This is a genomic window from Cytobacillus solani (genome assembly GCF_006704205.1).
GTDB lineage: Bacteria > Bacillota > Bacilli > Bacillales > Cytobacillaceae > Cytobacillus > Cytobacillus solani.
The window spans coordinates 1,025,961-1,051,392 of sequence record NZ_CP041305.1 but is presented as its reverse complement, the minus strand read 5'-3'; the positions used below and the strand labels follow the sequence as shown (position 1 = coordinate 1,051,392).

Below are 25,432 nucleotides of genomic sequence, written 5' to 3'. Positions count from 1 at the left end.
GCTTAACTTCAATATGATAGGAATTCCTCACTACCTCCTTCAAAGAAACGTATAAATTCAGAATTACTGAATCCATCAAAGACGTATGCTATATTTAACTTACGGAAAATTTGAAAGGATGTTTTAAATATGGCAAAAAGTGTTGTAATTGCTGAAAAGCCTTCAGTTGCACGTGACATTGCACGTGTGCTGAATTGTAATAAAAAAGGAAATGGGTATCTTGAAGGTGATAAATATATCGTTACGTGGGCACTTGGTCATCTAGTCACATTAGCGGACCCAGAGAGCTACGATGTGAAATATAAAACATGGAATTTAGAAGATCTGCCTATGCTGCCTGAGCGTTTGAAATTGACGGTTATAAAACAGACTGGAAAACAGTTTCAAGCGGTTAAAAGTCAGTTGATTAGAAAGGATGTCAATGAAATCATCGTGGCTACAGATGCAGGGAGAGAGGGGGAATTAGTCGCTCGTTGGATTATTGATAAAGTAAAAGTAAATAAATCGATGAAGCGTCTATGGATCTCCTCTGTAACGGATAAAGCGATTAAGGCAGGCTTTGCTAACCTAAAACCAGGTAAAGCGTATGACAATTTATATGCTTCGGCTGTTGCACGTTCAGAGGCTGACTGGTATATCGGTTTGAATGCAACACGTGCACTCACAACTAGGTTCAATGCCCAGCTAAATTGCGGCCGTGTACAAACACCGACTGTTGCGATCATTGCTGCACGTGAGGATGAAATAAGAAACTTTAAGGCAAAAACCTATTTTGGCATTGAAGCGCAAACAACAAATCATTTAAAGCTGACTTGGCAGGATGCAAAAGGGAACAGCCGCAGCTTTGATAAAGAGAAAATCGATGGAATTGTAAAGAAACTAGGCAAGCAAAATGCCATTGTGACAGAAATGGAGAAAAAGCCGAAGAAATCTTATGCTCCAGGTCTTTACGACCTAACGGAACTACAGCGTGATGCAAATAAAATCTTTGGCTACTCGGCAAAGGAAACGTTAAATATTATGCAAAAGCTTTATGAGCAGCATAAAGTTTTAACTTATCCTCGTACGGATTCACGATATATTTCTTCAGACATCGTCGGAACGCTTTCTGAACGCCTGAAAGCATGTGGAATCGGAGAATATCGTTCATTGGTGAATAAAATTTTAAATAAACCGATAAAAGTTTCAAAATCATTTGTTGATGATAGCAAAGTATCTGATCACCATGCTATCATTCCAACAGAAAGCTATGTCAACTTCTCTGCCTTTACAGATAAAGAACGCAAAATTTATGAATTAGTTGTTAAACGATTTTTAGCTGTATTATTCCCAGCCTATGAGTATGAGCAATTAACCCTCCGTGCGAAAATCGGTGAGGAGTACTTCGCGGCTAGAGGAAAAACAATTTTATCGCTTGGCTGGAAGGAAGTCTATGAAAATCGCTTTGAAGATGATGAGGCAGCAGATGATTTAAAAGAACAGATTTTGCCCCGCATTGAAAAAGGCGATACATTAAATGTAAAGTTAATCGCACAAACTTCTGGTCAAACAAAGCCACCTGCACGTTTTAATGAGGCAACATTACTTTCGGCAATGGAAAATCCAACAAAGTATATGGAAACAGGAGATAAAAAATTAGCAGAAATGCTGAAATCTACTGGAGGATTAGGTACAGTTGCTACCCGTGCTGACATTATTGATAAGTTATTCAATTCATTCCTAATTGAAAAGCGCGGCAAAGATATTCACATCACTTCTAAAGGCCGCCAATTATTGGATTTAGTGCCTGAAGAGCTAAAATCCCCTAGCTTAACAGCAGAGTGGGAGCAAAAGCTGGAAGCGATTGCCGCAGGCAAGCTGAAAAAAGAAGTGTTTATTGGCGAGATGAAAAGATATACGAAAGAAATTGTATCTGAAATCAAAGCAAGCAATAAAAAATACAAGCATGATAACATTTCCACAAAGAGTTGTCCGGACTGCGGAAAACCAATGCTTGAAGTAAATGGTAAAAAAGGCAAGATGCTTGTGTGCCAGGATCGAGAATGCGGACATCGAAAAAATGTTGCACGTGTCACAAACGCACGCTGCCCACAATGTAAGAAGAAGCTAGAGCTCCGAGGAGAAGGAGAAGGGCAAATTTTCGCATGTAAGTGTGGCTATCGTGAAAAACTATCGGCTTTTGAGACACGCCGTAAAAAAGAATCTAAGGGGAAAGTAGATAAACGTACTGTACAAAAGTATTTAAAGGAACAAAATAAACAAGAGGAACCGATTAATAATGCATTAGCAGAGGCGTTAAAGGGATTAAAATTTGATTAAAAAAGAGGGGAGGACCTCTCTTTTTTTTATTTCAGCACTTTACTCTACTACCAATCTAATAATCTAACTTGTTAAAATTTTACAATTATTCATTGACAATTCATAAATTCTAAACGTAAAATTAATTATATTCGGAAAATTTTCGATTGGAATGATTGCTATGTCTTGTCAATTAATAGCTCGTTCATACAAAAAGGCTGTATTTCAAACGCTTGTTTGAAGTACAGCCTTTTCTTTATCTCACTAATGTATTGAGGAGGAAGGAAATGGTTATTTTATCTGGCAACACGTTAACTTTAGAGGAAGTTCAAAAGGTTTTATTCAATAATGAAAAGATTTCAGCATCTGAGGAAAGCATGGATGCTGTTAGAAAGAGTCATGATGCTGTAAAAAGAATCGTAAATGAAGAAAGAGTTGTATATGGAATTAATACTGGATTTGGAAAATTTAGTGATGTTCTCATTCATCCAAATGATGTGAACGATCTTCAGCTTAATCTTATTCGCTCTCATGCATGTGGAGTAGGAGAGCCATTCCCAGAACTTGTTTCTCGCTCCATGGTGCTTTTACGAGCAAATGCCTTACTTAAAGGATTTTCAGGTGCACGCCCAATTATTATTGAGCGTCTGCTTGATCTAGTGAATAAAGAGATTCATCCAGTGATTCCGCAGCAAGGTTCACTTGGTGCGAGTGGAGATCTTGCACCACTTTCCCATCTTGCACTCGTGTTAGTAGGAGAGGGAGAGGTTTTTTACAAGGGAGAAAGAAGGTCTTCTCATGAGGTTCTTTCAGAAGAAGGACTTGAACCACTTACATTAGAAGCGAAAGAAGGGCTTGCTTTAATTAATGGGACACAGGCAATGACCGCAATGGGGGTTGTTGGATATCTGGAGGCAGAGAAGCTTGCCTATCAAAGTGAATTAATTGCCGCGGTTACAATGGAAGGCTTGAATGGCATTATCGATGCTTTCGATGAAAAAATTCATTTGGCTAGAGGCTATAAACAACAGGTGGATACTGCTAGAAGAATGAGAGAATACTTATCAGGAAGTGCTCTTATTACGAAGCAAGGTGATATCCGTGTTCAGGATGCATACTCCATCCGCTGCATTCCGCAAGTGCATGGGGCATCTTGGCAAGCACTTGATTATGTAAAAGAGAAGCTTGAGATTGAAATGAATGCAGCAACCGATAATCCGCTTATTTTTGATGATGGGGATCACGTGATTTCAGGAGGGAACTTCCATGGGCAGCCGATTGCCTTCGCGATGGATTTCATGAAAATAGCGGTTGCGGAGCTCGCTAACATTTCTGAAAGACGAATTGAACGTCTTGTTAATCCGCAGCTTAGTGATCTGCCGCCATTCTTAAGCCCAGAGCCTGGTCTTCAATCAGGGGGAATGATCCTTCAGTATGCAGCAGCATCGCTTGTATCCGAAAATAAAACATTGGCACATCCAGCAAGTGTGGATTCCATTCCTTCTTCTGCTAATCAAGAAGATCATGTCAGCATGGGAACAATTGGTTCGAGACATGCGTATCAAATTGTTCAAAATGTTAATAATGTCCTTGCAATCGAGCTAATTTGTGCACTTCAGGCTGTAGAATACCGAGGAATTGAGAAGATGGCAGCTAAAACAAAGCGCTTTTATGAAGAGGCACGTAAGATCGTACCTTCCATCACAAAAGATCGTATCTTTTCAAAGGATATTGCGGCCTGCTCTGCATGGCTTAAGGATATAAAAATCGATACCTTATAAAAATAGGCGAGGGTCTAAATAGAATAGACCCTCTTTCTTCTTGCAGCCTTTACCTATCTTCCTCTTCTTCCACACGATTTTTGAAAGCTTCTTGAACCACAAGAAATTCTTCATCCTCCTGTGCTTCTGTTGCCGCACGTTTTTCAGTTTCGCCAATGTCTGGGAAATTACCTGGATGATTTTTCCTTTTGTGATTAAAATGTTCACCGCGAGCGATAATAAACACCCCTTTCCTATATCTTCAAGTAGCTTCCCCTTATTCGAAAAACCTATGTAGATTAAATTTGGGGTCACTTTTTTAAAGGGAAGAATAGGCAAAAACGTTATTTTAAGAAATTTGTCTCTTCCCGGCATGTTTGTCCATTCGATTATTAATTGGTTACATATTCTATAGTAATTGATAGGGAAGGAGGGGAAATTTATGTGTAGAAATTGTAATAATGATGATAGAAGACCAGATCGTAATGTTGACAATGTATTTATTCGTGCTAATCGAGTATTTGTGCTGGGGGAAGAGGACAGAAGACATTGCAGAAGAGATAACGATGTAGCAGGTATTAGAGATAATAATAGAAGACATTGCAGAAGAGATAACGATGTGGCAGGTATTGGAGATAATAATAGAAGACATTGCAGAAGATGCTGTTGCTGGTTTTAATAGAAGAATGAGAAAGCAGGGAGAAACCCCTGCTTTTTCATTGTTTTTTATTTATCAAATTGCCATAAACCAGGTAAAAGAAATAAATATATAATTTCACCTAAAACTTATAAGAATTTTGTCGAAATAAGAAATAAGAAATCATTTAATATATCTTGGAATAAGCAAATATTCTTGTTAAGAAAAATAATTCATAGATTAATAGAAATAGGTGAGGGCATATGGATAAAACTTCGTTAATAGGGTTAATATTAGGATTCGTTGCAGTTGGGGTTGGGATGGTTTTAAAAGGGGTAGATTTGGTTGCATTAGCAAACCCGGCAGCAATCTTGATCATCCTCGCAGGTACAGCAGCAACTGTAATTATTGCGTTCCCGACTAATGAAATCAAACGGATTCCAAAGTTATTTGGAGTCATTTTTAAGGAAAAAAAGCAAATGGATCCGATTGATCTAATCAAAATGATTTCTGAATGGGCACAATTAGCTAGAAAAGAAGGGTTACTTGCTCTTGAAGCAAAAACAAGTGAAATAGATGATCCCTTTCTAAAAAATGGTCTATCACTTGCGGTTGATGGACAGAGTGCAGATTACATACGTGATGTATTAAGTGAGGAAATTGAAGCAATGGAAGATAGACATTCAGCAGGAGCGCTGATTTTCACACAAGCTGGAACCTATGCTCCAACCTTAGGCGTTTTGGGTGCCGTAGTAGGGTTGATTGCAGCATTAAAGGATATGAGTGATACAGATGCTTTAGGGCATGCGATTAGTGCAGCGTTCGTTGCAACCTTACTAGGGATTTTTACTGGATATGTTCTATGGCACCCATTCGCTAATAAGCTAAAACGTAAATCAAAGCAAGAAGTGAAGCTTAAATCAATGATGATTGAAGGTGTATTATCTGTTTTAGAAGGGGAAGCACCAAGAGTGATTGAGCAAAAATTAGCTTCTTATTTACCTGTTGGGGATAGAAAGAAATTTCTTGAAGAAAGCAGCGTGAAGAAGGATGAGTAAACGAAAAAAGAAGAAGAATCATGATGAAGGACATGTGGATGAATCTTGGCTTCTTCCTTATTCTGATCTGTTAACTTTATTGCTAGCCTTATTTATTGTTCTCTTTGCATCTAGTTCTATTGATGCAGTTAAGTTTCAGGCAATTTCAAAAGCATTCAGCAGTGCACTTACTGGAGGGACAGGGATGATGGAGTTCCCAAGTCCATTGCCTGAGGGACAATTACAGGCCGATGAAGAGACTGAGAATACAGAGGCTGAAGATCCAAATGGGTTAAAGATTGATAAGAAATTACTGCAAAAGGTAGATCAGAAAGAATTGGAAGCCATTCAAGTAAAGGTTAATAAGTATATAGAAGAGAACCAGCTAACAGGGAAACTGCAGACGTTATTAACCGGTGAGGGACTAATGGTGTCCATTAGAGATAATGTGTTATTCGCACCTGGAAGTGCGGATGTTAGACCAGAGGATTTAAAGATTGCGAATGAGATTGCTGAACTCCTTGTTATGGATCCGCCAAGAAATATTATTATTAGCGGGCATACGGATAATGTTCCAATCGGAAACGCTCCTTTTGATTCAAACTGGGAACTAAGTGTTATGCGGGCGATTAACTTTATGAAAATTATTTTAAAGAATAATGCGCTCGATCCAAGAATGTTCAGTGCTAAAGGATTTGGTGAATTCCAGCCTGTGGCTTCAAATGATACAGCTGAAGGAAAAGCAAAAAATAGAAGAGTCGAAATTTTAATATTACCAAGAACAGAGGCTAAACCTGAATAGGTTTAGCCTTTTTTTGTAAATGAATAAATATTTTCCTGAAAAAACAGCTGATATCTTGAAGCCTCTAAAGATGAATGGATTTTTTATTAACCTTTTGACAAAAAAAGAACCCTTAAATGGGCTCTTTCCTTAGAGTGAAATATCAGCTTCCGTATGCAGCATATTCTGGTTGTTTGACTTTTTGCCGTGAAGAAAATAATAAGCAAGTAAAGCAAGGAGGACAACAACAGCAAGAATTAAATATAGAGTAGATAGATCCATATATACAGCGATAACACCTAGAGCATAGGAACCAATTCCGATTCCTGAATCAAAAAATGTAAAGAAGGTGGATGTCGCTAATCCCCTTTTTGAAGGGGATGAATTTTTGATGGCAACAGTTTGCAAACTTGGAGAAAGACTTCCGTAGCCTAATCCGATAATAGCTGCTGAAAACAGAAATAGGAAGGTGCTATTTGCCTGACTTAGCAGGACCATTCCAATCGCAAACAAAATAATGGATGGGTAAACGATTTTATTTTCCCCATAGAGGTCAAACCATCTGCCTGTAAATGGTCTTGATATCACAATGGCAATAGCATAAACAACAAAGAAGAAGCTTGCCGCTTTAAATAGTCCTAATTCCTTTGCATAAATAGAAATAAATGAAAGGATTCCTGAGTAAGCAAGAGCTAATATTCCTCCTACAATGGATACTGAAATGGCATTCTTTTCAAAAAAACTGCCAATCGAAAATGTAGAATGTACCTTTTCTTCAGGGATTGAAGCCTCTGGAATACGAACAATAAATGATAATACGAGTGCAAAGAAAGCTAAGACAGTGCACAAAATAAAGAGGCGATTAAAGCTTGATATTTGGATAATCGTTAGGCCGGCAAATGGACCAATAACCATCGCTAAATTCATAAATAATGCATAATAGCCGAGTCCTTCCCCTTTTCTTTCATTTGGAACAATGTCAGCTATTATTGCTCCAGTTGCAGTTGTTGCCATCCCAAATCCGATCCCATGTAAGAACCTGAGTCCAAGCAGGAGAGGAATAGAATCTGTCCATACATATAAAAGACTGGCGATGGTAAATATGATAACGGAAGAAAGCAGGATTTTTTTCCGTCCGATGGCATCAATCCATTTTCCAGTAAATGGACGGCATAGTACGGCTGCAATTAAAAATACGGCAACAATTAATCCTACTTGCGTTTCATTTCCATGTAATTCATCTAATACATAAATCGGCAAGGTCGTAAGCAAAATATAAAATACGAGAAATAAAAATAAACTAATAAAGGAAATTCCTAGAAAGTTCTTTGTCCATAATGGTTGTTTCTTCATGATGACCTCCGTGAAAAAGTTAGTTTGTTAACTAGATGTTTTTTTAGAGTGAATGATAGCTTGAAGTCAGGGGTTAGACGAGGACAAAGAAGCAATCGGCAGGACACCGATTGCATAGATCTTACCAGAGCCAAGCAAATTCCAAACAGTTTATATTTCAAAGGTTCCTATTCATTTTTTCAATAATCTCCATCATTGAGCTGATTTCTTCATTACCAACGTTTTTTAATAAATTTTTCTCGCATGACCGGACCGCTTCAAGCCATTCATCGTATTTTTGGATGGCGGCATCTGTCAGGATGATCTTTTTCTCCCGTTTATCCGTGCCTGGCACTTTTGAAATCCAGCCTGCCAACTCTAATCTTGCTAAAGTACGAGTCATTGTAGGAGCTTCAACTCCTAAATAAAGGGATAAATCCTTTTGAGTTGCAGGTCCCTTTGTTTTAAGAAGATAGATAATGGTCCATTGAGCGGAATATAAGCCGAGAGGGACGAGAACCTCATTTAATGATTTTGAAAAATGACGAGTGAATTGGTTTATAGAATGAAAGAATTTACTTTGATTTTCGTTCATAAAATCACCTAGTTTAAATTAGTTACCTAGCTAAGTATATTCCTCTATTCTAAAATTGTCTAGTTTTTTTAGGAGAATAGTTTTGGTTTAAAGCAGAAAAAAATTGCATTTTCTTAAAACATATGTTTATAATATAGACATAAGTTTATGAATGATAGGGCTGAGCTAACGATGAATGAAAAAGAATCACTTATATTGCAGCTTATTAAAGCGAACCCATTTATTTCACAAATTGAAATAGCTGAGAAAACACAGCTTTCAAGATCAGCTGTTGCTGGCTATATTTCCTCTTTAACAAAAGAAGGGAAACTGCTTGGCAGAGCCTATGTCCTTCCAAAGAGAAAGGATATTGTCTCTATCGGGGGATCAAATATTGATAGAAAAATTCAAACGCTAAGTAATCTTCAGCTAGGAACATCCAATCCTGCTGAAAGCTCTCAATCTTGTGGGGGAGTGGCAAGAAATATTGCAGAGAACCTAGGAAGACTTGGCTGTGATGTCGCACTTATGACAATTGTTGGAGAGGATCATGAGGGTGAATGGCTGCTTGAATATACGAAGTCATTTGTTGATATCAGCCCGTCTCAAGTATCACCGAATGCGGCAACCGGTACATATACGGCTATATTGGATGATGAAGGAGAAATGGCTGTTGCACTAGCGGATATGGCGATTTATGATTCCATTGATACTGATTTTATTGAAAAAAGATGGGGATATATCGCATCATCAGCAATGGTTGTCATGGATACGAATTTTCCTGGTAAGGTGCTAAAGCAAGTGATTAGCCGCTGTGATGAGGAAAATATTCCGCTTTGTATTACACCTGTATCTTCTCCAAAGGTTAAAAAGCTTCCACCCGATCTTCAAGGGGTCACTTGGCTCATTGCCAATAAAGATGAGGCAGAAACATTATCAGAGATAAAGATAAAGGATGAGGGAGATTTTTTCAAGGCGGCTGAAAAAATCATGGATAAAGGAGTAGAGAAAGTCGTTATCACTCGTGGTGATAAGGGATTAATCTATTATACAAAAAAGGGCGAAGCAGGTGTTGTGCTTCCGCCAAAGGTCAGTGTAGAAGATGTGACTGGTGCTGGAGACTCCCTTGTTGCTGGAATTATGTTTGCTCATTTAAAAGGGTTAAATACAGAAGATGCGTGTAAGATTGGGGTTGCTTGTTCCATCCTGACGCTTCAGTCACATGAAACAGTAAATCCCACATTAAGTCATATTCGATTGCAAGAAACATTTAAAAAATACTTTTAATAAGGAGTTTTGACACCATGATGGAAAATTATTTAGAGTATTCTGCTGAGGTACAAGAAGCGAAGAAAGCGAATAAACCAATTGTTGCATTAGAATCTACAATCATTTCACACGGAATGCCTTACCCGCAAAATGTTGAAATGGCAAAGGAAGTAGAAGAAATTATCCGTAAAAATGGTGCGGTACCAGCAACAATTGCGATTATTAATGGGAAAATTAAAATTGGACTTTCAGACGAGGATCTTGAGTTTTTAGGAACAAGCAAGAATATCGAAAAAGCAAGCCGAAGAGATCTGCCTTACTTAATTGCTAATAAGAAAAATGGGGCAACAACGGTTGCCTCCACGATGATTTGTGCACAGCTTGCAGGAATTGAAGTTTTCGTTACAGGAGGAATCGGTGGTGTTCACCGTGAAGCAGAAACGACAATGGATATTTCTGCTGACCTGCAGGAGCTTGCTCAAACAAATGTGGCAGTTGTATGTGCAGGTGCCAAGTCCATTCTTGATCTTGGCCTAACACTAGAATATTTAGAAACATATGGGGTGCCTGTTGTTGGATTTAAAACAGATGCATTTCCAGCTTTCTTTACTCGTACGAGTCCGTTCGATGTGAATTGTCGTGTGAATACAGCAGAAGAAGCAGCTGCGACAATTCGTACTAAATGGGAGCTAGGTTTAAACGGCGGTCTTGTTATTGCCAATCCAATTCCAGAAGCAGATGCACTGGACGAAGCATTTATTACAAATGTCATTGAATCTGCATTAAAAGAAGCAAAGGAAAACAATATTGCCGGTAAAAAAGTGACTCCTTTCCTTTTAAGCAAAGTAAAGGAATTAACAGAAGGAAAGAGCTTGATTGCCAATATTGCCTTAGTGAAGCATAATGCAGAAGTGGGTTCAAGAATCGCTGTAAGTTTACAGAAATAAAGAATTGATAATATTAAAATAAAGGCTAGTCTAATCTTCACAGCGAAGGTTAGACTAGCTTTTTTTGCGTTCGATATTTGTATTTAATAATTTTAAAATTATGGGTATTCATTATAACGAATTTTATATTGTAGAAAAAAAGTAAATTAATCTTGAGAATTTAGAGAGGTTTAATGATTTCTAGTCATTTTTAACGAAAAAAATTTTTATTTGTAATATATGGATTACATTATAAAATATAATTCCATAAATAAGGCTAATAAATTAGGGAGGAATTAATTGAAAATTATTAAACAAAGAACATTTTTTCATTGAAATGTTCTTTATAATGAACTAAAATAAGACGTACAGATTAGTGGCTATTTTGGATGATTCGTTCCTTATTAAGAAAAAAAACATTTTGTTCAATTTTTTAAGTAATTGAATATATTTTTTACTCAATTCGTTCTTTATTAGGAACAAATCGTTCTTTTAAATATGCTTTTGTGGTGATGTCTCCTTACCGTTATCAATGGAGGCACTCGGCTATATTGTGGGTTGAAATAACCTTAGACGCGAGTCGTCAATAGTATGGTGTGAGGACGGGTTAGATGCCCACTTTTTTAAAGTTTTTAATTATGAGGTTTTTACTGAAGACCTTATAGATAAGGACTTTAAAAATTTGAAAGGGGGATATGAATGGATTATAGAAATAGATTTTCCTTTTTATTTTTTTCTGATTCATTAGTTGTACTTATAGCTATTTTTTGGCTATCTTTACAAGCTTTATAAAAAATCTTGGTAGTATGCGAGCATTGGCTAATGGCGGCGAAATTTTTGTTTTAGATATGGGGGAACCAGTAAAGATTATTGATCTCGCGAAAAACTTATTCCGGCTACCAGGAAATTCACCTAGTTGCTAGAATGCTGAAAATCCTTGCAAAAAATATTTTTCTATAAATTCTTGATGGTAAAAATGCAGGTTAGAAAAGCATTATGTAAGTGATTAATAATCCTATATTTTTTTGGAGGTGATAGTAGTGGCAATCCTCATAACTGGAGGTGCTGGCTACATAGGAAGTCACACATGTGTCGAACTAATTCAGGCGGGTTATGACATAGTAATAGTCGATAATCTTTCAAATAGTAATAGAGAATCTATTAAACGAATAGAATTAATTGTTGGAAAGAAAATACTATTTTACCAGATAAATTTACTCCACCAAACAGATATTGAAACAGTATTTTTAGAAAATAGAATTGAAGCAGTTATTCATTTTGCTGGGGTAAAAGCAGTAGAAAACTCTGTAATAGCACCACTTCATTACTATCAAAACAATGTAACAGGAACAATTATTCTATGCGAAGTAATGAAAAAATTTAATGTAAATAAAATGGTTTTTAGTTCATCTGCTACTGTATATGGTATTCCAGAATTTTTGCCAATTCGAGAAAACTGTATAACAAAACCGACCAATCCATATGGCCGTACTAAATTAATGATAGAAGAAATATTAAGAGATTTATATTTATCAAATGACGAATGGAGTATAACTATTTTACGTTACTTTAATCCAATTGGTGCCCATAAAAGCGGGCTCATTGGTGAAGATCCAAATGGCATTCCCAATAATCTCATGCCATTTATTACTAAGGTAGCAGCAAGGAAGTTACAAACTCTTCAAGTTTATGGAAATTGTTATCCGACTATAGATGGCACTGGCGTTAGGGACTATATCCATGTTGTCGATCTTGCCAAAGGCCATTTAAAAGCGTTAGAGAAAGCATTTAGTTCTTCTAGTGTAGAAACTTATAACATCGGCACAGGTGAAGGAAATAGTGTACTTGAGTTAATTACTGCTTTTGAATCTGCTACTGGAGTTAGAATACCTTACAAGATAACAAATCCAAGACCTGGTGATGTAGCAATCAGTTATGCAGATCCAGCTAAAGCGAAGCAGGAATTAGGGTGGCAGGCAGAAATGGGAATTAAAGAAATGTGTGAGGATGCATGGCAATGGCAATTTAATAATCCTAATGGATATCTTAGTAAAGAAGCAGAATTAATTTTGTAAAATAGGAATTCCCTTTATACAGATGAGTTGGAAGTGAAGAGATGAAGAGATTAATGGATTTTATGATTGCGTTAATAGGATTAATTATTTTGTTTCCCTTCATGTTATTGATAACTATTTTGGTCAAATGGAAACTCGGCTCTCCAATCCTTTTTAAACAACAGCGGCCTGGCTTGAATGGTACCCCTTTTTTTCTGTATAAATTCCGGAGCATGAGTAATGAAAAGGATAGTACAGGAAGTTTATTGCCAGATCATATACGTTTGACTCCCTTTGGCTCCTTTCTTAGACAATACAGCCTTGATGAACTGCCTCAATTAATTAATGTAATAAAGGGTGACTTAAGCTTAGTTGGACCACGTCCATTATTAATGGAGTATCTTCCATTGTATTCAGAAGAACAAGCAAGTAGGCATTTAGTTAGACCAGGCATAACTGGATGGGCACAAGTGAATGGCAGAAATTCGATAACGTGGGAAGAAAAGTTTGAACTAGATGTTTGGTATGTGAAACACCATTCGCTCTTCCTAGATATAAAAATATTATTGTTAACAATAATAAGGGTACTTCGATCAGATGACGTCCATATAGATGAGCATGATTTTGAAGGAACAATAAGAAAAGAGAGTCATGGATAATGTATGTAATGTGATTGGAGCAAAGGAAGCTGTTGCATTTAGTTTACGTACTGTAGCGATTTGGCTCTTTCTTTATTAAATGTTTGAAAAATATGTTGATTCTATCATTAGAACAACAACTGTTATGAAGAAGTATTGAAGTGATTGAATAGTAGACTCTAAAAAAGAGCAGAGGTAAATAGATGATCGGAAAAAATATAGCGAGGATAAGAAAAAAAAGAGGATACACACTCTCAGAGTTTGCAGAGCTAGCGAATATATCTAAGTCTTACTTAAGTAATATAGAAAGGGATATTAATAAAAACCCATCACTTGAGGTTATGCAAAAAATGGCAAAGGTATTAAATGTAGATCTAATTACACTATTGAAACCATGCAACGACCTTGACAAACATCTTTTTATCGAAAAAGAATGGGTGAATTTTTTAAATGAACTAAAAGAATTAGGGATTGAAAAAGAAGAGATACAGCAATATAAACTGTTAATTGAATTTATTAAATGGCAAAACGAAAGATCCGAATAGCTTAAGGCTGGGAGAGCAGGCTTGTCCCAGATAAAGAGACACTTGAATCTGATACAGTTTTCAAGGATACTTGTTTCTATTTGTAAATGTATTAATTGAAGAACCAATACATTTAAAGTTAAAAATTAGAGAAAAAGTAAGCAAAGCTATGTAACAACAGATAAGTATAAGGAAGTAGAAAAGAATGCATTCTAAATTACCAAAATCTATAAAGGCGAATTTAAATTCTCCAGGTATTAAAATACGAGGTGGTATCACTCTATTTCTATTTATTCTAGTTTTGGCTTTTTACAATATATACGACAACAACCGCGTCATCACCATAGAACAAACAATACAAATAGAAAATCTACCAAAGGATTTTGAAGGTTTCACCATTCTTCAAATCTCGGACTTGCATGAAAGGGTATTTGGGGATAAACAAGAGAAGTTATTAAAAGTAATCAATTCACATGACTATGATGCTATTGTTTTTACAGGTGACATTCTTGATAAACCTTCAAGTACAAATTATGAACCTTTTTATACATTAATAGAAGGAATATCAAATAAGGAAATTGCCCTTTTTGTACCTGGAAATAGAGATCCGCAGAGTTTTATCCTGGATGAAGGAGCCACATTAGAAAAAGGTGAATTTATCAAAGGAATGGAAGAAAGAGGAGTTAATCTTTTAAACTCTGTTCAAAAAGTTGAAAAAGGGAATTCAATGTTGTATTTTACATACTTTGAAAACTCCATCTTAAAAGGACAAATGAAAAGTAGGAAGGGATCGATAAATAAACTGCAAAAAGAGTTATCAACCCTAGATACATTAAATGAATCTGATATTTTAATTGCATTAAATCATTACCCGATTCCTGATGAAAGGATTGATTATCTAAGGAGCAAGAGAGAATATAATTTTAGAAATTATGATTTAATTATTGCTGGTCATTATCATGGGGGGCAATTTCGAGTGCCGCTAATTGGGGCACTCTTCGTTCCTGAACAGTATTATTTATGGGGTGGAATATTTCCACCACGTGATCGTGTCAAGGGATTATGGGACTATCTAGGAATAAAGCAATATGTTAGTGCTGGACTTGGTAGTAGTGATGCAATCCTCTTTATGAAATTCCGATTTTTAAATACACCTGAAATTAATGTGCTTAGATTACAGGGGAAAAACGATAGATAAATGAAAATGATTTAAAGAATATTATTCAGAAAAACATAAGGGCTAAGTCTAATATTTGCTAAATGCATAAATGGGGTTGGTCCTTTTTCTCTTGTAATAGGAATCATTCTTTATAAAGAATGATTGATTCTTTATAAGGAAATATTAGTAATGTATTCTTACCATTATAAAGGAGGAACTCGGTCATCCTGTGGGTTTTATGAACCTTAGATGCTTTGTTGTCGAAAGGGTGATGTGAGGGAGGGTTAGATGCCCACTTTTAAAATAAAGCTTTTAACGAGATGGTTTTAATAAAGCCATTTCGTTAAAAGCTTTATTGATTTATACGTTATCACAAATAAAGGAGGAGCTAGGATGCCATACCATCAAAGGCTGCTGTTATTATTATCACTTGATTCATTTTTAATAGCAGCAGCAATAATGGGTAGTCAGTTTTTACTTAATCCGTATACGTTGGAAACAAACGTCATGGCAATCGCAATTATTCTACAAATAATGTTCTATAAATTGTTCTCTATTAAATACAAACTTTATAAAAAAGTTTGGGAATATGCAAGTATTGAGGAATTAGTAGCCATATTGAAGGTGGTTACTTTTTCATTTGGTCTCGTTTTAGTAATCGAATTGATAATCTTCCGAGAATTATTGTTTCGCTCATTTTTTGTAAGTTGGCTTCTTCTATTAAGTTTTGTAGGCGGATCAAGATTTTATTGGCGAATTTCAAGGCATAAATTGATTAAAGGCCAAGAAAGTAAAAGAAAAGTGTTAATAATTGGTGCGGGGTCGGCTGGTAACATGGTTGTCAGACAGCTGAAAAACAATAAAGCCGCCAGCCTTTTTCCTGTAGCATTCATTGATGACGACAGAAAGAAGCATTATCGTCAAATACTGGGTGTGCCTGTTGTTGGAGGTATAGAATTGATCGAACAAACCGTAAAGGGTTTAGGGATTGAGCATATAATCATTGCCATCCCTTCCCTTGATAAAAAAGATTTAAACACGATTTTTCAAGAATGTATGAAAACAAATGTGAAGACGCAAATTTTGCCTTTGCTAGAGGATTTAGTGACAGGGAAATTATCAGTTAATCAATTTCGTGATGTACAAGTGGAAGATTTGTTAGGAAGAGAACAGGTTGAGATAGATATAGAGAGTATCTCTGGCTACATAACGAATAAAGTTGTTCTTGTGACTGGAGCAGGGGGGTCAATTGGATCCGAGATTTGCCGTCAGATTGTCCAATTCAAACCAGGAAAAATTATTTTATTAGGTCATGGTGAAAATAGCATATATTCAATTGAAAATGAACTTAGAAAGCTTTGTGAAAAAAGTGGTATTCAAATTACGACCGAAATAGCCGACATTCAAGACGAACGGAAAATGAATATAGTGATGGGCCAGCATTCACCAGATGTTGTCTACCATGCAGCTGCCCACAAGCATGTACCTCTTATGGAACGAAATCCAGAAGAGGCGGTTAAAAATAATATGATTGGAACACTGTACGTTGCCATGGCAGCGAGTATTCATCATGTTTCCACATTTGTAATGGTTTCATCAGATAAGGCAGTTAATCCAACAAGCGTGATGGGAGCAACAAAGAGATTAGCCGAAATGATTATTCAGGATATGAACCAAAAAAGCCAGACGAAATTTCTTACTGTCCGCTTTGGAAATGTGTTAGGAAGCAGAGGCAGTGTCATTCCATTATTTAAAAAGCAAATAAAAGAAGGCGGACCTGTAACAGTGACTCACCCAGATATGGTTCGTTATTTTATGACTATCCCTGAAGCATCGAGACTTGTTATTCAAGCAGGGAGCCTTGCTAAGGGAGGAGAGACCTTTGTCTTAGATATGGGTTCTCCGATTAAAATTGTCGATTTAGCAAAGAGCCTTATTATCCAATCGGGAAATTCTGTTGGAGATATTGGGATTGTTTTTTCGGGTATGAGACGAGGAGAAAAGCTATATGAAGAATTATTTTATAAGGATGAAATCCACGAACAGCAAGTGTATCCGAAAATTTATACTGGGAAAATGTCAGCCAATGTATTCTTTCATGAAATTGAAGAATTGCTTTTAACTTTCTCGACTATTCATAGGGATCAGCTAAGAGAGACTCTACTGCGTTTAGCGAATAAAGAAGTTATGGAAGAAAAGGTTTTATCAGTGACTCATTAACAGATGAGGAGTGAATAAGTGTTCCGCGCAGAAAGGGTCTTTCATTGGAATATCAATTTGCTGCCCGATGAAAACACTTAACACCATTTGGGATTCCCTTAAGAAAATTCAGCCTAGATAAGGATACAAGGAATTGCATTAAATGAGCCTAGGAGTTGATTAGATTGATAAAAACAATACAAAAAAACAGGATTGCACTTTCCGTTCCGCATATGAGCGGGAATGAAATGAAATATATTCAGGAAGCTTTCAATTCCAATTGGATAGCCCCTCTTGGGTCCAATGTAGATGCTTTTGAAAAAGAGATGGCAGGCTTTGTAGGAGCGAATGGAGCTGTCGCAGTGAACTCGGGAACTGCGGCGATCCATTTAGCTCTTATTTTATTGAATGTAAAAAAGGGAGACACTGTTTTCTGCTCAAGTTTAACATTTGTTGCATCAGCAAATCCCATTTTATATGAGGGAGCTGAACCGGTATTTATTGATTCAGAGCCAGAAACATGGAATATGTCACCAAATGCGTTGGAAAGAGCATTTCAGGAAGCGTGCGAAAACAACCAGCTTCCAAAAGCAGTCATTATTGTGAACCTTTTTGGGCAATCGGCAAAAATGGATGAACTGGCTTTGATTTGTAAGAGGTACGGTGTCCCAATCATTGAAGATTCAGCGGAGTCATTAGGGTCTGCCTATAAAGGAAAAGCAAGCGGCACCTTTGGGGAATTTGGTATCTTCTCCTTCAACGGAAATAAAATTATTACGACATCCGGGGGAGGAATGCTTGTCTCTGATAATGTAGAGGCATTAGAGAAGGCACGCTTTCTAATAACACAAGCTAAAGACAAAGCGCCATATTATCAGCATAGTGAGAAAGGGTATAATTACCGATTAAGTAATATATCAGCAGGGATTGGCCGTGCACAGCTAGAGGTATTGAATAGCCGAATAGCAGCAAGAAGAAATGTTTATCAACTATACGAACAGGAACTTGGGAACGTGCCGGGTATTACCTTTATGCCCGAATTGGAGAATACATTCTCAAATAGGTGGCTAACAGCCTTGATGATTGATGAAAGGGTTAGGGGAGTGACAGTACGGGAGTTGATTACTGCTTTAGAAGAAGAAAATATCGAAGCACGTCATGTATGGAAACCGATGCATATGCAGCCGCTTTTCGATGGTTGCAAATATTACAAGCATAACGAGAATGACAACATTTCTGAACAGCTCTTTCGGTCAGGACTCTGTTTGCCTTCAAGCTCTAGTTTAACAGTAGAGGAGCAGATGAGAGTCATTGTAAGTATATGGAATAATAGTAAAATTTTGTTGCGATGAATTAATTTTTTCGTGCAATTAAATGGAGGTATTTATGGAAGATACCGTTAGTATAAAAGACATTATGAAAATTATGTTGAAGCGGTGGAAGTTAATTATATTTATTACGTTTCTTTTTACTTCTATAGTGGGTGTTATTTCATTCTATTTCATCACACCTGTTTACTATGCATCTACACAACTACTTGTTAACCAAAGGAATTCCGATAACCAACTTGATTTCACACGCTTGCAAAGCAATGTAGAGTTAATTAATACGTATCGTTTAATCATTAAAAGCCCAATCATTCTTGATAAAGTCATTAAAGAATTAAAGCTTGAGCAGAGTGAAGGAGAGCTATATGAAAGTATCAATGTTAAAAGTTTTGAGGGATCGCAAATAATCCTAATTGAAGTAGAGAATAGTAATCCTGATAGGGCAGTGGATATTGCAAATTCAATTGCCAGCAATTTTCAACAGGAAATAAAAAACATCATGAGTGTAGATAATGTCAGTATTTTAACCAAGGCTAAATCGAAGGAAGAACCTTTACCTATTAAACCAAAACCAATAGTAAATATCGCTATTGGGATAGTAATAGGAATAATGGTAGGTATAGGGTTATCGTGTTTATTTGAATTTTTGGATAAAACGATAAAAACCAGTGATGATATTGATGAACATCTTGGAATACCTGTGCTTGGTTTAATTCCAAAAATGCCACGCGGAACGGGAAAAGGGATGGTATCAAAAAAAAATAATGTGCTCCAAAAAGCAAAGGAGGATTCAGTTGAAATTTAGCAAGGGAAAAAAGAGGAAAAAACTGATACATCTGATTGCGCATATGAACCCAATGCTCCCAATTACTGAACAATACCGGCAAATAAGAACGAGTATTCAATTTTCCTCAGTCGATAAGACGATAAAATCTATTGTGCTTGCTTCAGCACAATCTGGTGAAGGGAAATCTACTACAGCTTCTAATTTGGCAATCGTATTAGCTCAACAAGGAAATCAAGTATTACTAGTTGATGCAGATTTAAGGAAACCCTCTATTCATTATGCGTTCAGGGTAAGTAATATAGATGGATTAACAAATGTTTTAACAAAGGAAGTAGAGTTGGATAGTGCAATAAAACAAACGGACATTCATAATTTATCTCTGTTAACAAGTGGTGCAAAGCCACCCAATCCATCAGAAATATTAAGCTCTAATTCTATGGAAACATTAATGGGCAAGCTAAAGGAAATGTTTGATTTTGTTATCTATGATACACCACCAGCATTAGCAGTTACAGACTCTCAAGTTCTAGCTAATAAGTGTGATGGTGTGATTTTAGTAGTGGCAAGCGGGAAAACGAATAGGGAATTAGCACTAAAATCTTTAGATGTATTAAAACAAGCAAGAGCACATATACTAGGTGCTGTTGTTAATGGGATTGAACTTTCCAAAAAGGAATATTACCGAGAATATAAGTGATGAACAGCAACTATATTAATCTTGTTTTAAAAAGAGGAGGATAAAGTAAATTGATTGATTTGCATTGTCATATTCTCCCATATATTGATGATGGACCCAAAACATGGTCTGATTTTTTAGAAATGGCTAGGCATGCAGGAAAGCAAGGAATCAAGGTTATTTACACCACACCACACCACATGAATGGATACTATATAAACACGAAAAATGACATATTGAAGCATGTTGAGCAATGTAATGAACAATTAAAAAAGGCAAATATCCATGTTCAACTTTATCCAGGTCAAGAGGTTCAAATTCATAGGGACTTATTTACTGCATTAGATAAAGGGGAAATATTGACGCTTAATAATGGAAAGTACTTATTGTTAGAACTACCCTCATCCTATGTACCAAGTTATACGCATGAAGTTATTTACGAGTTATTGATTAAAGAGATTACGCCAATCATTGTACATCCAGAAAGAAATCAAGGTTTTATTGAAAATTGCCAACTGCTATTTGATATTGTTCTAGAAGGTGCACTCGTTCAAATAACATCTGGAAGTATAATTGGATTATTTGGAAGAAAGATAAAATCCTTCTCTGAGAAAATAATTGATCACCGTTTCGCTCATTTTATTGCGACAGATGCACATAATACAAGATCACGAACATTCACGCTTAATGAGGCTTATGAAACGATTACGAAGCTTTATGGAATACAGCAAATGTACTTTTTCAGAGAAAATGCAGAATTACTTCATAACGGAAATCAAGTTCATGTTGAACAGCCTATCCCAATGAGGAAGAAAATTTTAGGTCTGTTCTAACAAGGGGTGATAGGAGGGATTTATATTAAACAAAAGGGTATAGAAGTATTAGTATCAACAATGAATCAAGTGGACTTTTCTTTAATCGATAAAATGAATATAAAGGGAAATGCGCTTATTATTAATCAATGCCAAGTGAATCAGTATTATGAGATTGCGGACGAAAAACGTACGGTAAAATTCTATTCGTTTAATGAAAGAGGTGTCGGGTTAAGCAGGAATAACGCTTTAATGAGGGCCTCTAGTGATATTTGTTTATTTGCTGATGATGATGTTGTTTATCATGATCAGTATGAACGTTTGATTATTGAAGCCTTTCTGAAAAACCCGCAAGCCGATGTGATTATTTTTAATGTACCAAGTTCAAATGAAAAAAGATCTGGGCCAGCACAAATACTGAAAAATTCACCAGTTCATTATCTGAACTTTATGAGATATGGTACTTATAGTATTGCTTTTAGAAGAGAAAAGATATTGAAAGCAAATATCTATTTCTCACTATTATTTGGGGGAGGAGCCAAATATAGTGCAGGTGAGGATACTTTATTTCTTTTTGATTGTTTAAATAAGGGACTTAAAATCTGGACAAATACCGCAGAAATAGGAATTGTACATCATAATCAATCTACATGGTTTAAAGGGTTTAATCAGAAATATTTTTTTGATAAAGGTTTCTTTTACGCTACAATGTCAAAAAAGTTTTCAAGCATTCTAATTTTACAATTTGCAATAAGAAAATACAAAATATTTAAAAATGAAATGGGATTTTTACAAGCGATTAAATATATGCTGGCTGGCAGAAAGCATTGTTTAATAGAAGGAGTATAGAAATGAGCAAGGCAAAAAAGAAAATCCTCATTGTTAATAATAATCTTGCAACTGGCGGAATTCAGCGTGCTTTTATAAATCTTCTAAAGCAAATTGAAAAAGAATATGATATAACAGTGTTTGTTTTTAGTAAAACAGGTGATTATATTAATAAAATTCCACCAAGTGTTAAAGTGCTTGAAGCATCCTCATACCTAAGGGTACTTGGATTATCACAAAGACATACAATGAAACTGGGATTAAAGCGTTATATCATCCGGTTTTTATGTGGGTTATATACAAAAATTTTTAGCAATCATCTTCCTATTGCATTTTTGCTAACAACTGAAAAACGACTATCTGGATTTGATGCAGCAATTTCCTTTTGTCATAGTGCTGAAGAAAAAGCACTTTATGGTGGCTGTAACGAATTTGTTCTAAAAAGGGTTGATGCAAAACAAAAGATAACGTTTGTTCATTGTGACTTTTTAAATTATGGAGGAAACACTATAAAAAACAGAGAAATTTATAGGCAGTTTGATAAGATTGCTGCTGTGTCTGAAGGGTGCAAACGGAGCTTTATTCAAGCAATCCCAGATGTATCGGGGAAAGTACATTGCGTTTATAATTGCCACAACTTTTCGGAATATAGAAAGTATGCAAGGAAGGATCCAAAGAATTATAGCAAAGAAAGTATAAATATTGTCACAATAGCGAGATTGAGCCCTGAAAAAGACTTACTTAAGGGAATAAGGATTGTATCTCAACTTATAAAAGATGGATACAGTATTTGCTGGCACATCATTGGTGATGGGGCGCAAAGGAATGAATTAAACAAGGAGATTACCAATTATGGATTGCAAAATTATATTAGCCTATATGGGAATCAAAGAAACCCTTATAAATATCTTTTAAATGCTGATTTATTTCTATTAATTTCCCTACACGAAGCTGCTCCAATGGTTTTTATGGAAGCTAAATCATTACATGTCCCAATTATAACGACAAAAACCATTTCCGCTACTGAAATGGTAAGGGATGGATTCGAAGGGATTGTATGTGAAAATAACGAAACTGCCATATATCAAGCAATAAAAGGGATCCTAAAGGAGCCTTTTTTTATTGAAAAATATAAGCAAAATTTAAGAAGCATTTCCTTTACAAATGAGCTTGCGATTAAGCAATTCAATCAATTGATGACAAATGGGAGTACAGAGACATGTATAGAATTAAACAGGGTGAAATAAGACTCTTATTCCTGTCAGTAGCATGTGTGTTCATTCTCTCATTAGGCCATGCTGTAAATTCAAAAATGCTCATCTTAATGGCAATAGCACTATTTATGGGAATGACTTTCTTTATGGATAAAAGGTATTTTTTACCTATTATGCTCTTTTTTCTTCCATGGTCACCTGTTTTGAAATTTTCACCAGGTACACATTCTTTTTATTCCATGATCGTCCCATGTTTATTTATGCTAGTAATCTTAGAATATTTTATAAAAAATAAAAAGTATAAATTAAAATTTATTTTTATACCGCTATTTTTAAGTGCTTATACATTAACAATCAAGTTAGTTAATGGAATAATACCAGGTAATTCCCATTTCTTTTTTATCTTGTTAATTATATTCATTCCTATGTATATGCATAAATATAAAGATGAAATCAATTTTGAAACATGTGTCCTATTTATCACTACTGGGGTACTATCTGCTTGTTTTGCTTCAAAAATTCTGATGACTCTTCCGCATATGGTTGGCTATATTAATGTTTATACATGGAAGAGAATGGGGTTAACTAGGTTAAGTGGTTTTTATGGAGATGCGAACTTTTATTCAGTACACATACTAGTAGCAATTGCCTGCCTGCTATTAACATTAAAAAACACAAAAAAAACCATATCTATTATGGTTCAATTACTGTCCATTATTGCACTCATTTACTTTGGTATGCTTTCAGTGTCAAAAATGTTCATTTTGTGCTTAGTTTTAATGGGAGGAATTTGGTTATTCTGCTTTCTGATTGTTAGACAGAGTGTAATGTATAAACTGAAATTCTTATTATTTTCTGTTGTCATCCTAATTGCATTTTTCTCTAGCAGTTTATTTACTGAACAATTAAATCAATATTTGATTCGATTCAGTATGGTTTCAGATGCACAATCCTTGACTACTGGAAGAAGTGAATTAGTAAATATGTACATTGAATACTTTATGGGAAATTTAAATACATTGTTTTTCGGTATGGGTTTATCTCCCGTTTATGTAAATGGTTATAGTTCGCATAACACCATTATACAAATGATTTATCAGCTTGGTATATTGGGAAGCATTTTAATGATTGGCTGGTGGAGAATGGTTTATAAGGGTTTATCTAATAAAATAAAATTATCATTTGTAAATAGTATGTATTTACTCATGATTGGAGTGGCATACTTTTTGCCATGGCTTTCACTAGAAATGCTTTATTTTGATGAATTCTTTTATATAACAATACTTGTTTTCATATCGAAAAATTATTTATCAAGTTCACAAGTTGTAAAGGAAAACGAAGGGGCCGTGCAGCCACTTCGTTTTTAAATTTTCAATTGTAAGGATGAGTTAAATGAAGGATATTCTAATTGTTGCTCATTTTACACAAACACCTGGGGAGAAAGGAAATGGGAGATTCCATTATATTGCAAATCTGCTAGCACTTGAGGGACATAAAATTGAAATAGTGACGACAAATTTTTCTCACGATTGCAAGATGCATAGGGAGTTTCAGCAAGGTTTATTTGAGCAAGTAGATTATAAAATTGCAATGTTAGAAGAGCCAGGCTATAAAAAGAATGTCTCGCTGAAAAGGATTTATAGTCATTACACTTTTGGAAAAAATCTAAAAAAATATCTAGACAAAAGAGTTAAACCCGATGTGATTTATTGTGCAGTTCCTTCAATAGATGCAGCTTATATAGCGGCTGAATATGCAAATAGGAATGGAATTAACTTTATTATCGATGTACAGGATATTTGGCCAGAGGCATTTAAGATGGTTTTTAAGCTTCCGTTCATTAGTGATCTGCTTTTCTTTCCAATGATGAAAAAGGCGAATTATGTATATCGTGTAGCTAACAAAGTTATTGCCGTTTCAGAAACATATGTGAAGCGAGCAATGGATGTAAACAGTAAATGCCAAAAGGGCATAAGTGTATTTCTTGGAACAGAACTAACATATTTTGATCACTTAGCAAATAAGTGTAGAAATATTATGAAACCAATGAATGAAGTTTGGCTAGCTTATATTGGAACTTTAGGACATAGCTATGATTTAACATCCATTATGGATGCCCTGCATTTGTTAAAAGAAAAGGGATATTCAAATTTTAAATTTATTATTATGGGTGATGGCCCCTTAAAACAGCGATTTATTCAATATGCAAGGGAAAAGAAGATTCGCTGTGAGTTCACAGGAATGCTTGATTATTCCGAGATGGTGAGCAAATTAATCCAGTGTGATATTGCTGTTAATCCGATAGCAAAAGGAGCTGCAGGTAGCATAATTAATAAGGTAGGTGATTATGCTGCTGCAGGTTTGCCAGTCATTAATACGCAAGAATGTCATGAATACCGAGATTTGATAACCAATTATTCAGCAGGGATAAATTGCGAAAATGGAAATCCAGAAGATATTGCAGAAAAAATCTTGTTTCTCTTCCAGAACGAAAATAATCGAAGGGAAATGGGGAGGAATAATCGTGTGTTAGCAGAAGAAAAATTTGACAGGGGAAAAACCTATCCCACTTTAGTTGCTACTATATTAGGAGAGTGAA

General features: G+C 35.6%; 23 protein-coding genes and 1 pseudogene. 21 read left to right on the top strand and 3 right to left on the bottom strand.

The genetic code is table 11. The features are described 5' to 3' along the window. Positions 1-129 precede the first annotated feature (129 nt). Both FI644_RS05360 and hutH read left to right on the top strand, forming a co-directional pair. Positions 130-2,319: a DNA topoisomerase III gene (locus tag FI644_RS05360; RefSeq protein WP_142108133.1), complete on the top strand. Its 2,190-nt coding sequence runs from the start codon at positions 130-132 to the stop codon at positions 2,317-2,319. Between the two features lie 266 nt (positions 2,320-2,585). After that, entirely contained in the window at positions 2,586-4,079 is a 1,494-nt protein-coding gene (gene hutH, locus FI644_RS05355) for a histidine ammonia-lyase (protein WP_142108132.1), read from the top strand. Positions 4,080-4,128: 49 nt separating this feature from the next. On the opposite strand, the gene FI644_RS26260 is transcribed toward hutH, so the two are convergent. Continuing rightward, a complete protein-coding gene (locus tag FI644_RS26260) occupies positions 4,129-4,305 on the bottom strand; it encodes a hypothetical protein (protein ID WP_156341118.1) in 177 nt (58 codons plus the stop codon). 195 nt (positions 4,306-4,500) lie between these two features. Between FI644_RS26260 and FI644_RS05350 the strand changes: the two genes are divergently transcribed. The 3 genes from FI644_RS05350 to motB all read left to right on the top strand — a co-directional run bounded on the left by FI644_RS05350 (position 4,501) and on the right by motB (position 6,534). Continuing rightward, complete coding sequence (locus FI644_RS05350; protein ID WP_142108131.1) at positions 4,501-4,737, top strand: hypothetical protein; 237 nt, start codon at positions 4,501-4,503, stop codon at positions 4,735-4,737. Positions 4,738-4,958: 221 nt separating this feature from the next. Then, the gene (gene motA / locus FI644_RS05345) at positions 4,959-5,753 is read left to right on the top strand and encodes a flagellar motor stator protein MotA (protein ID WP_053479078.1); all 795 of its coding nucleotides are present in this window, start codon (positions 4,959-4,961) and stop codon (positions 5,751-5,753) included. Next, on the top strand, positions 5,746-6,534 hold the full coding sequence (motB, locus tag FI644_RS05340; protein ID WP_056682566.1) for a flagellar motor protein MotB: 789 nt from the start codon (positions 5,746-5,748) through the stop codon (positions 6,532-6,534). Before motA ends, motB begins: the two co-directional genes overlap by 8 nt. A gap of 129 nt (positions 6,535-6,663) precedes the next feature. Here motB and FI644_RS05335 read toward each other — a convergent pair whose 3' ends face one another. Together FI644_RS05335 and FI644_RS05330 are read right to left on the bottom strand one after the other, a co-directional pair. Then, positions 6,664-7,866 (bottom strand): MFS transporter, encoded by a 1,203-nt coding sequence (locus FI644_RS05335; RefSeq protein WP_056682567.1) that lies wholly within the window; start codon positions 7,864-7,866, stop codon positions 6,664-6,666. A 157-nt stretch (positions 7,867-8,023) separates the two neighbouring features. Then, positions 8,024-8,440, bottom strand: coding sequence for a MarR family winged helix-turn-helix transcriptional regulator (locus FI644_RS05330; protein ID WP_053479075.1), 417 nt, complete (start codon positions 8,438-8,440; stop codon positions 8,024-8,026). Positions 8,441-8,611: 171 nt separating this feature from the next. On the opposite strand from FI644_RS05330, the gene FI644_RS05325 reads away from it, so the two are divergent. The 16 genes and pseudogenes from FI644_RS05325 (at position 8,612) to FI644_RS05250 (ending at position 25,431) form a co-directional block, all read left to right on the top strand. Then, positions 8,612-9,706 (top strand): carbohydrate kinase, encoded by a 1,095-nt coding sequence (locus FI644_RS05325; RefSeq protein WP_053479074.1) that lies wholly within the window; start codon positions 8,612-8,614, stop codon positions 9,704-9,706. A gap of 17 nt (positions 9,707-9,723) precedes the next feature. Then, positions 9,724-10,635, top strand: a complete 912-nt coding sequence (locus FI644_RS05320) for a pseudouridine-5'-phosphate glycosidase (protein ID WP_082446485.1) — start codon at positions 9,724-9,726, stop codon at positions 10,633-10,635. Positions 10,636-11,426: 791 nt separating this feature from the next. Then, a pseudogene (locus FI644_RS05315) lies at positions 11,427-11,519 on the top strand (polysaccharide biosynthesis protein); the annotation flags it as partial. A 135-nt stretch (positions 11,520-11,654) separates the two neighbouring features. After that, complete coding sequence (galE, locus tag FI644_RS05310; protein WP_053479073.1) at positions 11,655-12,689, top strand: UDP-glucose 4-epimerase GalE; 1,035 nt, start codon at positions 11,655-11,657, stop codon at positions 12,687-12,689. A gap of 41 nt (positions 12,690-12,730) precedes the next feature. Beyond that, positions 12,731-13,327, top strand: a complete 597-nt coding sequence (locus FI644_RS05305; protein ID WP_053479072.1) for a sugar transferase — start codon at positions 12,731-12,733, stop codon at positions 13,325-13,327. A gap of 182 nt (positions 13,328-13,509) precedes the next feature. Then, positions 13,510-13,851 carry a helix-turn-helix domain-containing protein gene (locus tag FI644_RS05300; protein WP_056682570.1) on the top strand — a complete coding sequence of 114 codons (342 nt, stop codon included), beginning with the start codon at positions 13,510-13,512 and terminating at the stop codon, positions 13,849-13,851. A gap of 184 nt (positions 13,852-14,035) precedes the next feature. Next, positions 14,036-15,028, top strand: a complete 993-nt coding sequence (locus FI644_RS05295) for a metallophosphoesterase (RefSeq protein ID WP_053479070.1) — start codon at positions 14,036-14,038, stop codon at positions 15,026-15,028. Positions 15,029-15,382: 354 nt separating this feature from the next. Next, a complete protein-coding gene (locus FI644_RS05290) occupies positions 15,383-17,209 on the top strand; it encodes a polysaccharide biosynthesis protein (protein ID WP_053479069.1) in 1,827 nt (608 codons plus the stop codon). Positions 17,210-17,373: 164 nt separating this feature from the next. Then, a complete protein-coding gene (locus FI644_RS05285; RefSeq protein ID WP_053479068.1) occupies positions 17,374-18,540 on the top strand; it encodes an aminotransferase class I/II-fold pyridoxal phosphate-dependent enzyme in 1,167 nt (388 codons plus the stop codon). A gap of 34 nt (positions 18,541-18,574) precedes the next feature. Next, positions 18,575-19,321, top strand: a complete 747-nt coding sequence (locus FI644_RS05280; RefSeq protein WP_075209083.1) for a YveK family protein — start codon at positions 18,575-18,577, stop codon at positions 19,319-19,321. Then, on the top strand, positions 19,311-20,000 hold the full coding sequence (locus FI644_RS05275) for a CpsD/CapB family tyrosine-protein kinase (RefSeq protein WP_245637761.1): 690 nt from the start codon (positions 19,311-19,313) through the stop codon (positions 19,998-20,000). Before FI644_RS05280 ends, FI644_RS05275 begins: the two co-directional genes overlap by 11 nt. 50 nt (positions 20,001-20,050) lie before the next feature. Continuing rightward, on the top strand, positions 20,051-20,812 hold the full coding sequence (locus FI644_RS05270) for a tyrosine-protein phosphatase (RefSeq protein ID WP_142108130.1): 762 nt from the start codon (positions 20,051-20,053) through the stop codon (positions 20,810-20,812). 6 nt (positions 20,813-20,818) lie between these two features. Then, a complete protein-coding gene (locus tag FI644_RS05265; RefSeq protein WP_056682572.1) occupies positions 20,819-21,640 on the top strand; it encodes a glycosyltransferase family 2 protein in 822 nt (273 codons plus the stop codon). A gap of 2 nt (positions 21,641-21,642) precedes the next feature. Further along, complete coding sequence (locus tag FI644_RS05260) at positions 21,643-22,866, top strand: glycosyltransferase (RefSeq protein ID WP_053479064.1); 1,224 nt, start codon at positions 21,643-21,645, stop codon at positions 22,864-22,866. Further along, positions 22,839-24,200 (top strand): O-antigen ligase family protein, encoded by a 1,362-nt coding sequence (locus tag FI644_RS05255; RefSeq protein WP_056682573.1) that lies wholly within the window; start codon positions 22,839-22,841, stop codon positions 24,198-24,200. The genes FI644_RS05260 and FI644_RS05255 overlap by 28 nt, the downstream gene beginning before the upstream one ends. 25 nt (positions 24,201-24,225) lie before the next feature. After that, positions 24,226-25,431: a glycosyltransferase family 4 protein gene (locus FI644_RS05250; protein WP_053479062.1), complete on the top strand. Its 1,206-nt coding sequence runs from the start codon at positions 24,226-24,228 to the stop codon at positions 25,429-25,431. Position 25,432: the final 1 nt, after the last annotated feature.

Excerpts from the sequence above, each read along its gene's own strand:
- FI644_RS05360 (WP_142108133.1), top strand. The coding sequence starts at position 130 with ATGGCAAAAAGTGTTGTAATTGCTGAAAAGCCTTCAGTTGCACGTGAC.
- hutH (WP_142108132.1), top strand. The coding sequence starts at position 2,586 with ATGGTTATTTTATCTGGCAACACGTTAACTTTAGAGGAAGTTCAAAAG.
- FI644_RS05350 (WP_142108131.1), top strand. The coding sequence starts at position 4,501 with ATGTGTAGAAATTGTAATAATGATGATAGAAGACCAGATCGTAATGTT.
- motA (WP_053479078.1), top strand. The coding sequence starts at position 4,959 with ATGGATAAAACTTCGTTAATAGGGTTAATATTAGGATTCGTTGCAGTT.
- motB (WP_056682566.1), top strand. The coding sequence starts at position 5,746 with ATGAGTAAACGAAAAAAGAAGAAGAATCATGATGAAGGACATGTGGAT.
- FI644_RS05335 (WP_056682567.1), bottom strand. The coding sequence starts at position 7,866 with ATGAAGAAACAACCATTATGGACAAAGAACTTTCTAGGAATTTCCTTT.
- FI644_RS05330 (WP_053479075.1), bottom strand. The coding sequence starts at position 8,440 with ATGAACGAAAATCAAAGTAAATTCTTTCATTCTATAAACCAATTCACT.
- FI644_RS05325 (WP_053479074.1), top strand. The coding sequence starts at position 8,612 with ATGAATGAAAAAGAATCACTTATATTGCAGCTTATTAAAGCGAACCCA.
- FI644_RS05320 (WP_082446485.1), top strand. The coding sequence starts at position 9,724 with ATGATGGAAAATTATTTAGAGTATTCTGCTGAGGTACAAGAAGCGAAG.
- FI644_RS05305 (WP_053479072.1), top strand. The coding sequence starts at position 12,731 with ATGAAGAGATTAATGGATTTTATGATTGCGTTAATAGGATTAATTATT.
- FI644_RS05300 (WP_056682570.1), top strand. The coding sequence starts at position 13,510 with ATGATCGGAAAAAATATAGCGAGGATAAGAAAAAAAAGAGGATACACA.
- FI644_RS05295 (WP_053479070.1), top strand. The coding sequence starts at position 14,036 with ATGCATTCTAAATTACCAAAATCTATAAAGGCGAATTTAAATTCTCCA.
- FI644_RS05290 (WP_053479069.1), top strand. The coding sequence starts at position 15,383 with ATGCCATACCATCAAAGGCTGCTGTTATTATTATCACTTGATTCATTT.
- FI644_RS05280 (WP_075209083.1), top strand. The coding sequence starts at position 18,575 with ATGGAAGATACCGTTAGTATAAAAGACATTATGAAAATTATGTTGAAG.
- FI644_RS05260 (WP_053479064.1), top strand. The coding sequence starts at position 21,643 with ATGAGCAAGGCAAAAAAGAAAATCCTCATTGTTAATAATAATCTTGCA.
- FI644_RS05255 (WP_056682573.1), top strand. The coding sequence starts at position 22,839 with ATGTATAGAATTAAACAGGGTGAAATAAGACTCTTATTCCTGTCAGTA.
- FI644_RS05250 (WP_053479062.1), top strand. The coding sequence starts at position 24,226 with ATGAAGGATATTCTAATTGTTGCTCATTTTACACAAACACCTGGGGAG.